Here is a 13978-nt window from a genome sequence, read left to right as displayed (position 1 = left end):
ATAGATTTAGGAGTTTTTGATCATGACGGCGAATCGGAATGTGGTGCGTACCCCACTCGCTCTAGCGATTACAATGGCATTACTAAATAGTGCCTCTGCTCTGGCAAATACCGACACGGAAAGCGAAACAGAACAAGTGATTGTGTATGGCAATCCACTCTTTGCAATGGATCAATCCGAGCAAACCGGTGGTTATGGCATCGACTCTGCCACGATTGGTACCAAAACGCCTGCTGCGCTTAAAGATATTCCTCAGTCGGTATCGGTTCTTACCAACGACTACATAGAAGAGCGTAACTTTGTTGCTGTCGACGACTTGGCGAAATATACCCCGGGGTTACGTACAATGATGAACGACAGCGGGCGGTCATCGATCTTTTCTCGTGGTTACGAATACGATGAAGTTAACCTCAATGGATTACCCGCGCCAATGCAAAGCCGCTACGGTAACCTGCCTTCTCTTGCCGCGGTGGACCGGGTTGAAATCATGCGAGGCCCTTCTGGCCTGTTCAACAGCAGCAGCGAACTTGGCGGCGTGATTAATATGGTCTTAAAACGGCCAACAGAGGAATTCAATGCTTCAGTCACGGCGCGCTATGGCTCTTGGAATCGTCACTATTTAGAAGCGGATATGGGCGGCGCACTCAATGACGATAACACTCTAAGAGGACGTTTAGTTATCGCCAATGCGGACATCAAGAACCAAGTTGACGACAACGAAAATGACAATGGCACCTACTACGGTACTCTGGAATATGACCTGAATGACAATACATTATTGTCAGTTTATGCCTTACACCAAACGAAAGATATCGTGCCAACCAATGGCCTACCTGCCTATAGCGATGGTACGTTATTAGACATTAAACGTACCACGTATTTGGGTTCGGCTGATGACAATTTTGACGCTGAAACCACCGATTTGGGCGCAGCCCTTCAACATACGTTCGCCAATGGCGGTGTCGGCCAGATAGCCCTGCGTTATATGGACCACGATGTTTCGCTTGAGCAAACATACACTAATGGCGCCGTAGATGCCGATGGCAACACAGGGTTAATGTTTGCAGCCCAAGCTAACCAACAGAAAAACTTTTCGGCCGACGCTAACTACAGCCAAACATTTGACCTTCTTGGTCATGTCAGCGAATATGTTGTCGGTGCCGATTACAAACGCTTTGAAGCCGACACCCAAACGTATCGCAACCGAAATTTAGTCTCGTCAATCAACGTGTTTGACTTTGATCCGCGCAGCGTCACCACACCAGATTACAACTATACCACTAATGCCTACGAAGAAAGCTCGGAACTGGGTTTATACGCCAAGGCTACATGGCGTATTATGGAGCCATTAGCCATCATCACTGGTGCTCGTCTGTCATGGTACGACCTTGAACTCACCAATACGACCTTGTCTTCAGGAGTCTCATCAACAGATGCGGATTCCATCAACGCCAAATTTACTCCGTACGCGGGGTTAGTATTCGATCTCAATGCAACGCATAGTTTGTACGCCAGTTACTCCAATGTGTTTAAACCGCAAACTAGCCAAGATATCAACGGCCATATGCTTGAAGCGCGAGAGGGCCACCAATGGGAAGCCGGGGTTAAATCGTCACTACTTGATGGTCAACTCAACACTCGTGCTACCGCCTTTATCATGGAAGATCGCAACATTGCCGCTCAAGCTTACGATGAAAGCGGTAATGCTATCTCTAGTACCTATGTGGCGACCGGTGAGGTAGAAACTAAGGGGATTGAACTCGAAGCCATGGGCTACCTGACAGACAACTGGATGACGATGACGGGTTACACCTATACCGACATCACCGAACTATCCGGTGATCATAATCCGAAGTTTGATGCCATTCCCAAACATTCGTTATCACTGTGGACGGACTACCACCTTGCGTCAGTGGTGCCTGGTTTACATCTGGGTGCCGGGATGACCGCGTACAGCGAATACACATTTAATCGTGGAAGCGCGACAACCAAACAAGCTGGATACGCCATCTTTGACGCTGCAATCCGTTACGATGTCACTGAGAACCTTCAAGCGTCTTTGAATGTTTACAACTTGTTTGATCGCGAGTATTACTATCGCATTGGCTCGACATCGACCTTCAACATGTATGGTGAACCAGCAAATTTCATGGCGGGCGTTACCTACAAATTTAACTAACGGTCTCCTCCAACCACATTCAGACTCAATGCAGGGGCTTGTTCCCTGCATTTGCCGTTAAGGAATTGATATGAAAAAGCGACTCGCCACATCCATGGCTGCGCTACTCAGCGCACAAATCAGTGCAGAGCCAGCACTCAACTATGCTGAGCTTTTTAGCCACCCTTCTCAAACATTAAATGAAACCCGTCATTACAGTGTCCACTTACCAAGAAGTTATCAGCAATCCCCAAAGAAACACTACCCAGTCTTATATCTATTGGATGGTGAAAATCGGATGCTGCAAGTGTCTGGGATTGCAGACTCATTTCAGGGAGGGCTTAGCGCTGAAGTACCAGAGCTTATCATTGTCGGGATTCATAATACGGATCGCATGCGCGATTACACCCCAACCCACTACGAAAAACTGCCCAGCGGAGAAGACGTTGCTTGGTATAAAAATACCGGGGGCGGCAAGCAATTTCTTAACTATCTCACCACGGAGCTGATGCCCGTAATTGACCATGACTACCGCACGACAAACCCCAATTTGCTGGTTGGCCATTCGTTAGGTGGATTGATAAGTTTAGACGCACTCAGCCAACACGAGACGTATTTTCAAGGAGTTATCTCGATTGATCCAAGTTTATGGTTTGATTATCCAAATTATTATAAAACGCTTAAATCTAAGTTAAACGAACCGTTCACCACCCCAGCGGCTCTATATTTAGCCATCGCAAATAATCCCTTTACGCCGGGACTTGGTCGTGACAATTTTCACCGCGACAATCTCAAGCGTTTTAGTCAAGATGTCGCTCCTTCAGCGAACAGTCAATTGCAGTTTAAGAGCGAGTACTACCCGCAACAAGACCACCATACCGTATATCATTTAGCGGTGTATCAAGGGTTGAAATGGCTATTTGATGGGTATGCGCTCGATTCCGCTCCAGAAAAACTCCAACTCGAGAGTATCAAAGAAAACTATCAACGCCTGAATCAGCGATTCAATAGCCAATTAAAACCGGATGCGTCAGCACTCGACAGCTTAGCCAAAAAAGGCGAACGCTGGCCATTAATGCAAATCTCACCTAAAGAGATACAACGCATCAAAGCGCATTTTTATCCATCATCTGAGCAACAGTAAACTAACTGGCGATAGCCGAAGTACGCAGTGAGTCTAGCAGGGTATTCAGCATCACTAACCCTTGTGTAAGTTTAGGCTCACTGCTAACTGACATCAGAGAAAGTCGTACGCAGTGCTGAGCAGGCTCAGAGACGGTAAATTGGTCGCCAGATCGCAAGTAAATATTCTGTTTATGTGCTTGCTCCACCAGCCAGTGGACTTGAGTTTGCGATCCTAGGGGCAACCAAATGTGGTACCCCCCTGTATGGATGCTACCTAGGTTTAAGACTTGGCGCGCGATAGCTTGCCGAGCTTGGGCAATCTCCCGCTGCCCACTCGCCAGTTTAAAGGCATCACCCGTTTTAATGAGTTCACACGCGGTCGCATGCCCCACCGAACTCGAAAGGTAAACGTTAGCACGTAAGTGAGCATTAACTTTCTCGATCAAAGATAATGGCGCTTTTAAGAAACCACAATTCAAAGAAGGGCTGAGCGCTTTCGACAAACTGGTTAAATGGCATACTCGCTGGGGAATAAAATTGCTGATGGCAGCAACAGGCTGAGGATTGAGAAAACCAAATGCATCATCTTCAATCAACCACAGTTGATGGTCTTCGACCACTTGCGCAATTTGTTGACGGCGCTCGACACTCATTGTCGCCCCTGTGGGATTTTGGAAAGACGGGGTCGCAATCACAACCTTAGGGGCATGTTCAGCAATCACCTGCTTTAGGCTTTGTGGCGTCATTCCCTGTTCATCCATCTTCACTCCAACAAGACGCCGTCCCAGAAGGTCGCCAAGTGCGATCATCCCAGGATAGGTTTGCGCCTCAACCGCGACACAATCGCCTTCACTGGTTAACAGCGTGAGGAGCAACGATAAGCTGTGCTGAACACCATGGGTAAGCAGAGTATTGTCGGTATTTCCGCCTTCAAGACCATAGCGTTTCGCCCATTCCACCGCAGCTTGCCGATGTGCATCTAAGCCGGAATGTTCAATGTAGGTCAGTTGTTGCAAATTTAAGTTACGGCTTACTTTCTCCATCGCCTTTTTAATAAAAGGCAGATTTTCTGGCAAATACGGCTGAGTAATCGAGAAATCAAATCCTTGTTCTGCCAGTGAAGGGGCGGGTTCTACATCATTGGCGGGCTTAACAAAAGTGCCACGACCTACAAACGATTCAACCCGTCCTTTGTCTGCCAGTAAGTTATAGGCTTTGGCAATCGTGGTCGGCGTCGTCTCGAGCACATCGGCCATAATCCGATGCGGAGGAAGTTTGGAATGAGTGGGATATTCGCCTTGTTCGATCCTTTCTTCAATCTTACGTGCTATTAGCCTAAATTTGGTCTCACTCACTACATCACTCCTGGATACATTGCGCCGATGAGTTAGTTTAAATTTCATCATCGACAAAGCAAATGTTTTATAAACATAAGTTATGTGCAGCCAAACTATATAAATGAGTTAATAAACACAATAACCGTATGTTTTTATTGAAGCTTGGATGTTCTATTCACGAAATCGCGCCCAATGGATCGATGCTAAATCCACATTCGTCTTATTGTTAACACAGATTATTTATGGCGAATTTGCTGCATAAATAGTGATTGTGCTTCACTCCATTTATGGCATCATGCCTATTCGATCTACCCTATGTTTCTCACTCTTTTGATGCATGTTGCTTGGAGGCTGTACTGCATGAATACCGCATTGTTGGGCGTTTTTATCCCAACCTTCTTTTTTGTGTCTATTACACCGGGAATGTGCATGACGCTGGCATTAAGTCTTGGTATGAGCATCGGCTACAAGCGTACATTGTGGATGATGATCGGCGAATTAATTGGCGTTGGAGCGGTCGCTATCGCGTCGGTCATCGGTATCGCTGCAGTGATGCTCAAATACCCTTGGATATTTATCGCCTTTAAAATCATTGGAGCCAGTTACTTGCTTTATCTTGGCATTCAGTTATGGCGTTCTCGAGGGAAATTGGCAATAAGTGATGGTGTCGAACAAGTGAGTACAGGCAGTGACTGGGACCTAATTGTACAAGGCTTTGTCACGGCGATCGCCAATCCTAAAGGTTGGGCGTTTATGATCTCACTGCTTCCGCCTTTTATTGACCAAAGCCAGCCACTGACTCCCCAACTTACGCTGTTAGTGGGTATTATTTTAATCTCTGAATTTGTCTGCATGACGCTATACGCAACAGGTGGAAAAGGACTCAAGCGTGCATTAGGCCACGCGAAAAATGTTCGATTAATGAACCGAGTCGCGGGGACGTTAATGGTGGGTGTCGCAATTTGGCTTTTCATGAGCTAAACCCCGCTAAGACATGTTGTTTAAAAGCCAAGGTTCCACCTTGGCTTTTTTATATCTAATCCTTTGTTTTCATTCAATTAGCCAGCTTGGTATTAGGCGGTTGTTCTTGAGGGCAAATCTACATCCGATCAATATTAAATCACACAACAATAATTAGAACACATATCAAATAACGACATTCAAACAGACCAAACATTAACCAAAAACACATTAAACCTTGCAAAATTGATAAAAACATTGTTAATATCCTAAAAAATAAATTTAGAACCCTAACTATTACTGCCCAATTTTTCAGGATTAACGTGCTTTCCTACTTCTAAAAAGCATAGAGAACTAAACATAAAGACATTGTTATGGAAGAAGATGTATTAAACAAATACAGTATCGAAACCACCGATTATCAGGTGGGTCAGGATAACGTTCAAAAATGGGGATTTGATGTCCACAACCCTGTTTTTGGTATTAGTGCTGGACTTATTTTGCTCTTTTTAGGCTCCCTCCTTTTTATTGATCCCAGTGTTGCAAAAGAGGCATTAAATTCCGTCAAGAACGGCATCATTGAAGACTTTGATGCGTTCTTTATGTGGTCAGCAAACCTTTTTGTGTTATTTACCTTTGCGGTTATGGTGTCACCACTTGGCAAGATACGCCTCGGTGGTAAAGATGCCGCGCCGGATCACTCGCGTGGCTCGTGGCTCGCAATGCTTTTTGCCGCAGGTATGGGTATTGGTCTACTGTTTTGGGGCGTTGCGGAACCGACCGCTTACTTCACCGACTGGTGGGGCACGCCATTGAATGTGGAACCAATGACACCGGAAGCGCGTTCGCTTGCTATGGGCGCTACGATTTTCCACTGGGGTATTCATGGCTGGGCTATTTATGCCATCGTCGCTCTTGCACTCGCATTCTTTGCATTTAACAAAGGCTTGCCTTTATCAATTCGCTCCGTATTTTATCCCATTTTTGGTGATAGAGCTTGGGGTTGGTTAGGTCACATCATTGACATCATGGCAGTACTTGCGACCCTATTTGGTCTCGCAACCTCGCTTGGTCTTGGTGCTCAGCAAGCCACCAGTGGTATTAACTATGTGTTTGGTACTGATGGTGGTTTTGGCATGCAGATGGGAGTGATTGTTTTTGTTACTCTGATTGCGATTGGTTCAGTCATTCGTGGTATTGATGGTGGTGTCAAGCTACTGAGTAACATCAATATGGTGTTTGCATTTTTGCTGCTGGTCTTTATCACCATTGTCTGTTTTGATATTGCAGTCACTGCGGTACCGCAAACTTTGCTCGATTACGTTGAAAACATCATCGGTCTTAGTAACCCTCACGGTCGAGAAGATGAAACTTGGATGCACGGTTGGACGGTCTTCTACTGGGCTTGGTGGATTTCATGGTCACCATTTGTCGGTATGTTTATCGCTCGTGTATCAAAAGGCCGCACCGTTCGTGAATTCTTGTTTGCTGTTGTGTTTGTACCAACCTTAATGACCATCATTTGGATGGGTATCTTTGGTGGGATCGCCCTTGATCAAGTCATCAACAATGTCGGTGAATTGGGAGCAAACGGCCTAACAGACATTTCGCTAACGCTGTTCCAAGTCTACGATCAGCTGCCATTTGGACATGTTATTTCAGTGGTTTCGATTGTTCTGATTCTGATTTTCTTTATCACATCATCAGACTCAGGTTCATTGGTTATCGATAGCATTACTGCCGGCGGTAAAGTGGATGCACCAGTGCCTCAGCGTATTTTCTGGGCATCTATTGAGGGGGCTATCGCCGCGATGATGCTGTGGATTGGCGGTACTGAAGCCTTACAAGCGTTACAGTCGGGTGTGGTTGCCACAGCGCTACCTTTTAACTTCGTACTGCTGTTAATGTGTGTTAGCTTGATTAAAGGCCTGAGAACAGAACAGCACTTGTATGTGAAGTAAACATCACCACTTACCATACACAAAAGGCCAGCAAATTTGCTGGCCTTTTTTAGTTGTATAATAACTTATATAAAAGTGAATATGGTTCAAAAATATTGCAACGCATTTCGAAAACCCATAAATACAGGCTCATAGCCTAATATTTATTTCTCATATAAAGTGGTATACTAAATTTTGGTATAACACATTACGAATGATTGCGATAATGGAAGCGAACGAAAAACTTTATCAAAAAATTGCGGCGCAATATAAGCAGCAGATACAAAGTGGTCAATACGCTGTCGGTGACATGCTGCCTGCAGAGCGCGTGATCTCTGAACAGATGGACGTTAGCCGTACTGTTATTCGTGAAGCGATGATCATGCTGGAAGTCGAAGGCTTTGTTGAAGTTCGTAAAGGCTCTGGAATTCGCGTGATTAGCCAAAGTGGTAATAGCGATAAAAGTAGCGAGATCTTGAGTCCTTATGATGAATTCATAAAAACCTGTGGGCCGTTTGAACTGCTACAAGCTCGGCAGTTGTTTGAAAGCAGCATCGCTGAATTCGCCGCGATTCAAGCCACCAAAAAAGATTTGGTTGAGCTAATGAAAATCCAAGAAAACGCGAAAGACGATGATTACTCGCGAGATTCTCATTGGGATCAGCAGTTCCATATTCAGCTTGCACGTTGTACTCAAAACTCGGCCATCGTGCACATCGCAGAAATGCTGTGTAAGAACCGAGAAAATAACCCTTATTGGAAAAAACTTCACGAGCACATTGCCGATAATCAAATCAGCAGCTGGTGCAGCGAACACGACCTTATCGTTCAAGCGTTAATCAAAGGTGACAGTAAAGCAGCCAAACATGCTGCCTGGATGCACATTGAAAATACGAAACAAATGCTATTCAACGCATCCAGCGATGACTATGACCGCTTCCTATTTGCAGACAGCCCATTGGTCGAACACCCATAATCAGAATAGTTGTTGCCACACAAAAAAAGCGCCAATCGGCGCTTTTTTATGATGAGACACACTTATAATGTAACCCCACTTTTGAATACCGCAATTTCCCTGAAATCATTGCGCTCATTACAGGTGGGTTCCCCACTGACATGAGCCGCAACCACCTCAACAAAATCACTTAATAACTCTGGCATCGTCATGCCTTCCACCAACTTCCCTGCGTTGAAATCAATCCAATGCTTTTTGCGTTCTGCTAACTGAGAATTGGTTGCGATTTTCATGGTGGGCACTGGTCCGCCGTAAGGCGTGCCACGTCCGGTTGTAAATAAAACCATGTGGCAACCACAAGAAGCCAACGCCGAAGTGGCAATCGCATCATTACCCGGAGCACTCAACAAATTTAACCCGCGCTGGGTAATGCGCTCGCCGTAGCGCAGCACATCCATCACTTTGCTCTGCCCCGCTTTCTGCGTACAACCGAGCGATTTCTCTTCCAACGTTGAAATCCCCCCAGCTTTGTTGCCTGGTGATGGGTTTTCATAGATGGGTTGGTTGTGGTCGATATAGTAACGCTTAAAGTCATTGATCATAGATACCGTTTGTTCGAACTTCTCACTGCTCACACAGCGATTCATCAATAGTTGCTCAGCACCGAACATTTCCGGGACTTCCGTCAATACCGACGTTCCACCATGAGTAATCACATAATCAGAAAACGCGCCTAACATCGGGTTGGCGGTGATGCCTGAAAATCCATCTGATCCCCCACACTCCAAACCAAAATTGACTTCACTTAATAGGCCTGGTTGACGATGATCTTGCTGCATTTTACTGTGCAGTGCTTTGAGCATTTCTACCCCAAATTCCACTTCATCGTCATGATGTTGGCATATCATGAATGAAACTCGGTCTGCATCGTAATCTGTAAGCGTGTCTTTAAAAGCGTTCACTTGGTTATTTTCACACCCAAGTCCCACCACAAGAACGGCTCCAGCATTAGGGTGACGAACTAAATTTTGCAGCAATAAACGTGTGTTGTAATGATCATCACCTAGCTGCGAACAACCATACTGATGAGTAAAAATGTGCACACCATCGATATCAGAAAGATCCACCTCCTGCTCTAACTGACGGGCCATCATCTTCGCCATCGCATTGACGCAACCGACGGTCGGAATAATCCACAGCTCATTACGGATGCCTATTTGACCATTGGCACGGCGGTAGATTTGCACTGGTTTATCCGCTAATGCGGTCTCTACCTGTTCAAATTCAGGAAGGTAGCGGTAATCATTCACATCACCAAGATTGGTTTTGATGTTCCCGTCAAACACGCGTTCGCCCTGCTTCACTGCCTGCGTCATATGACCAATTGGCGCGCCGTACTTAGTGACGATGTCACCCTCATTTAAGTCATACAGCGCCACTTTATGCGCCTGTGGTACTGCTTCGGCAAGTTCAAAATGGTACTTGCCGACAGACACCGACTGCCCAGCAGCAAGATCACCCAGCGCAACAGCGACATTGTCTTGCGGATTAATTTGGAAAATTGAGTTCATCGTAATCTCCCTCAACAACGCGCTAACGCTTCACGCATACCCAGTTGGCAAATATTACTGGCATCGATAACCACTTTGTCTAACAAGCCCGGCACTGACGTTAACGACATGCCCCAATGGTCATTTTGCTCAAGAACGCCTCTCACCAGCGTCTCAAGTGACAACGAACCTTGGTTCACCTGTGGCCAATGCTCCGCGAAAAAATCAATCCACGGCTGATCATCAGCCAGTGGATACGCGCCTGAGTCACGCTCACCACGATAAAAGGTGATCAAAGCGGCTAACGCGAACGTCAAGTAACGCGGTAATTGCTGACGTTGCTGTTGATAACCAATCAGTTGAGGCAAAATGCGCGTTTTGAACTTGGTCATACTGTTGAGAGAAATGGACAACAGCGCATGCTTAATAAATGGGTTTTTAAAGCGGTACTCCACATCTTTGGCAAAACTCGCCAGTTCATCTTGCGGTAGGGAGAGCGTCGGAATGATCTCTTCATAGATCACGTTTTGTAGATAATGGGCGATTTGCTCATCTTGCATCGATTCCCCCACGGTATCGATTCCAGCTTGAAACGCGACAGGTACCATTGCAGTATGCGCACCATTAAGAATCGCGACTTTACGCTCTTTATAAGGTTTGATGTCGTCAACAACTTTAATGTTCAGCGCATTGTCGCTGGTCAGCTGATCCAAACATAACGCGTTGTGTAACCACTGAGGGCCTTGAATCACGAATAAGTAAAAATTTTCAGCCGCAACCATAAAGGTGTCTTTATAGCCGACGCTCGCTTCAAGCGTTTCACTTTCCTCTTTTGGGTATCCAGTCACAATACGGTCAACCAATGTTGAACAGAAAGTGTTGGCATCTTCTAGCCACTGAACAAATTCCGGTGGCAATTGCCAATCATTGGCATAACGCAGCACAATGTCTTTCAGGGCATCGCCGTTATAATCGATCAGCTCGCACGGTAACAGTACCCATCCTTTATCAGCATCGCCATCAAACGCCACGAAGCGTTCCCACAATAAGCGCGTTAATTTAGCCGGAAAACTGCTTGGCGGCATATCGTCAAGCTTATCGCTGGCGACATAAGCGATGCCCGCTTCCGTTGTATTTGAAAACATAAAGCGCACATCGGGATTTTTGGCTAGCTCAATCACTTGATCAAACTCACCATACGCAGCAATCTCTTGATTGATTGAATAGATAATTTTTGACTGATTGACTTCTTGACCTTGTTCATTCAAACCACGAATAAACGTGGTATACAACCCTTGCTGAGTATTCAAACTCGGCGGAAAGTCACTAGCAATAGGGCGTACAATGGCCACACCTGCATTAAAATCGGTGTGTTGGTTAAGGTGGTCAATTTGCCAATCAACGAATGCACGCAGAAAGTTACCTTCGCCAAATTGAATAATTTTTGTTGGATATTGTGGGCCAGTAAAAGCATCACGGGATAGTTGTTTCATGGTGATTACCTACAAACGGTGAACCACCGTAAAAAGGCGGCTCACGAATTAAGGGCTTAAGACGCAAACGCGTCGGTCATTAAAGGCTGAAGTAACGTTTTGCGTTGTGATAGCAAATATCAGAGACCATTCGGCTTAGGAGCTCAAAGTCCGCAGGCGCTTCACCTTGCTCGACCCAATGACCAAGCATTTGGCACAGAATACGGCGGAAATATTCATGACGCGTGTACGACAGGAAGCTTCGGCTATCGGTCAACATCCCCACAAAACGGCTGAGCAATCCCAATTGAGCCAATTGCGTCATTTGACGTTCCATGCCATCTTTTTGGTCGTTAAACCACCAGCCAGAGCCAAACTGAATTTTGCCCGCAACACCCCCACCTTGGAAGTTGCCACACATGGTCGCAATCACTTCGTTATCACGTGGGTTCAAACAGTAAAGAATGGTTTTTGGCAGTTCGTCTGTTTTATCCAACGCACTCATTAAGTTGGCCAGCGGCGCTGCGACGAGTCCGTCATTGATTGAGTCAAACCCAGTATCCGGCCCCAAAATATCAAACATACGCTGGTTGTTGTTGCGTAAAGCGCCAATGTGATATTGCTGCACCCAACCACGTTTAGCGTATTGACGACCAAGATAAACCAGTACCGCCGTTTTAAACTGCGCGGCTTCTATCGTATTGACAGGCTCGCCCGCAAGACGCTTAGCCAGAATGCGATCCAATTCCGCCTCGCTTGCCTCTGCATACTCAACCGTATCCAGTGCGTGGTCTGCAATACAGCAGCCGTGATCAGCAAAATGCTGCAACCGTTGTTCGAGTGCTTGAGTCAAATCCCCAAAGCGGCTTATATCAACGTTAGAAACGTCACTGAGTTGTTCGATATAAGCTTTGAAAGTATCCAAATGAATATTAAATGCCTTATCAGGACGCCAACTTGGCAACATCTTGACGTCAAAATTCGCATCCTCCGCCACCAAGCGATGCTCAGCTAAATTGTCGATGGGATCATCGGTCGTACCGACCATTTCCACATTCATCTTCTGCATAATCGCTCGAGCGCTGAATTCGGGAGAAGCCAGCATTTCATTGCATTGATCCCACACGCGTTCAGCGTTGGTTTCATTCAGATTGATGTCAGTGATACCAAACGGACGGCGCAATTCAAGATGCGTCCAGTGATAAATAGGGTTACCGATGGTAAAAGGCACAGTACGTGCGAAAGCGAGAAATTTTTCTTTATCACTCGCATCACCAGTGCAAAAACGTTCTTCAACGCCATTACTGCGCATCGCGCGCCATTTGTAATGGTCTCCACGCAGCCATATGTCGGTTAAGTTAGTGAATTGGTAGTCGTCTGAGACTTGCTGAGGAGGCAAATGGCAGTGATAGTCGATGATCGGCAGATCCGCAGCAACCTCATGATAAAGACGTTTGGCAAGCTCGTTATGTAATAGGAAATCTTGGGAAAGGAAAGCACTCATATCACTTCTCTAGTTGTTATACCAATTTGAAAAATAATTACACCAAAAATTTAAGAAGTAAATATGAGCCTGTCATCAATTGCTCAATTAATGGCTATTTCATGATCTAAAATGGCCATTTAAAGCAGATTTGAACTAAAAATGTCAGTGAGTTCAAAGTTTTTTATATTGATTAAATGAATAGCAACAAATTTGATCTACCACTTAGTTTTTATGTCATACCAATTTTAGCATAAAGGGGAATAAACACTCTCCATCGTGTCTAAACGGTAAGGGATAACAATAATAGAACCTGCCCTCCACCATCAATGTGGAAGATTAACGACGGATTAATGGATAACGGCTCAACACTTCCAGGCACTTGAGCTCTCTGTGAGAAGCAACCTTGCTGGAACCAGTATTAACAAAGAGATGGATACAATGTCGACCATTAAGACAATTAACGAAGGTGTGAACAAAGTACTTTGCTACACACTGACCCTATTTATGGTGGTGATGATCGCAGCTGTCGTTTGGCAGGTCTTTACACGTTTTGTTCTTCAAGCCCCTTCAAACTTTACTGATGAATTATCTCGCTATCTACTTATGTGGATAGGGATTCTCGGCGGTGCTTACACGTTTGCCATTAAGCGCCACCTCGCACTCGAACTTTTAGCCCCCAAACTCCAACGACGAGGCCAACTTATTCTCGGTATGGTCATCAACGCCATCATCGTCATCTTTTCTTCTGTCGCCTTCATTTACGGTGGGTACGTTCTCGTATCGAGCACCTTAAATCATGGTCAGATATCACCTGGGATCATTATATTTGGTCATCACTTGCTGATTGGGTATGTCTATCTTGTGGTTCCAATCGCAGGATCGTTGATCAGTTATTTCGGCTTGGTGGATATCATCACCGCCGCATTCGAACTCAAAAAAAAAGAAGTTGAAATTCCCGCAGAAGGTAGTCTGTCATGACATTAATGGATCTTTTA

At 45.5% G+C, this 13978-nt stretch carries 10 protein-coding genes; 6 read left to right on the top strand and 4 right to left on the bottom strand.

Translation table 11 applies throughout. From position 1 onward, the window contains the following. Positions 1 to 22 precede the first annotated feature (22 nt). Complete coding sequence (locus M1D72_RS01980; RefSeq protein WP_456295351.1) at positions 23 to 2179, top strand: TonB-dependent siderophore receptor; 2157 nt, start codon at positions 23 to 25, stop codon at positions 2177 to 2179. A gap of 70 nt (positions 2180 to 2249) precedes the next feature. Further along, positions 2250 to 3302, top strand: coding sequence for an alpha/beta hydrolase (locus M1D72_RS01975; RefSeq protein WP_456295350.1), 1053 nt, complete (start codon positions 2250 to 2252; stop codon positions 3300 to 3302). A gap of 1 nt (position 3303) precedes the next feature. Here M1D72_RS01975 and M1D72_RS01970 read toward each other — a convergent pair whose 3' ends face one another. After that, a complete protein-coding gene (locus M1D72_RS01970; protein ID WP_456295349.1) occupies positions 3304 to 4638 on the bottom strand; it encodes an aminotransferase-like domain-containing protein in 1335 nt (444 codons plus the stop codon). A gap of 342 nt (positions 4639 to 4980) precedes the next feature. On the opposite strand from M1D72_RS01970, the gene M1D72_RS01965 reads away from it, so the two are divergent. The 3 genes from M1D72_RS01965 (at position 4981) to M1D72_RS01955 (ending at position 8496) form a co-directional block, all read left to right on the top strand. After that, entirely contained in the window at positions 4981 to 5601 is a 621-nt protein-coding gene (locus M1D72_RS01965; RefSeq protein ID WP_456295348.1) for a LysE family translocator, read from the top strand. Between the two features lie 353 nt (positions 5602 to 5954). Further along, positions 5955 to 7541 (top strand): BCCT family transporter, encoded by a 1587-nt coding sequence (locus tag M1D72_RS01960; protein ID WP_456295347.1) that lies wholly within the window; start codon positions 5955 to 5957, stop codon positions 7539 to 7541. A 205-nt stretch (positions 7542 to 7746) separates the two neighbouring features. Beyond that, positions 7747 to 8496: a GntR family transcriptional regulator gene (locus tag M1D72_RS01955; RefSeq protein WP_390194884.1), complete on the top strand. Its 750-nt coding sequence runs from the start codon at positions 7747 to 7749 to the stop codon at positions 8494 to 8496. Between the two features lie 62 nt (positions 8497 to 8558). Here the strand turns inward: M1D72_RS01955 and M1D72_RS01950 are convergent, their stop codons facing one another. The 3 genes from M1D72_RS01950 to uxaC form a co-directional block, all read right to left on the bottom strand. Next, positions 8559 to 10046: a UxaA family hydrolase gene (locus M1D72_RS01950; protein WP_390194887.1), complete on the bottom strand. Its 1488-nt coding sequence runs from the start codon at positions 10044 to 10046 to the stop codon at positions 8559 to 8561. 11 nt (positions 10047 to 10057) lie between these two features. Beyond that, positions 10058 to 11518 (bottom strand): tagaturonate reductase, encoded by a 1461-nt coding sequence (locus M1D72_RS01945; protein WP_456295346.1) that lies wholly within the window; start codon positions 11516 to 11518, stop codon positions 10058 to 10060. A 79-nt stretch (positions 11519 to 11597) separates the two neighbouring features. Continuing rightward, positions 11598 to 13001 carry a glucuronate isomerase gene (gene uxaC / locus M1D72_RS01940; RefSeq protein ID WP_456295345.1) on the bottom strand — a complete coding sequence of 468 codons (1404 nt, stop codon included), beginning with the start codon at positions 12999 to 13001 and terminating at the stop codon, positions 11598 to 11600. A 420-nt stretch (positions 13002 to 13421) separates the two neighbouring features. On the opposite strand from uxaC, the gene M1D72_RS01935 reads away from it, so the two are divergent. Then, positions 13422 to 13961, top strand: coding sequence for a TRAP transporter small permease (locus M1D72_RS01935; RefSeq protein WP_456295344.1), 540 nt, complete (start codon positions 13422 to 13424; stop codon positions 13959 to 13961). The last annotated feature ends 17 nt before the right edge of the window (positions 13962 to 13978 follow it).

The sequence above is a fragment of the Vibrio sp. AK197 genome, assembly GCF_053903115.1.
The sequence above is the reverse complement of the archived record's forward strand: the minus strand, read 5'-3'. Positions and strand labels throughout refer to the sequence as shown.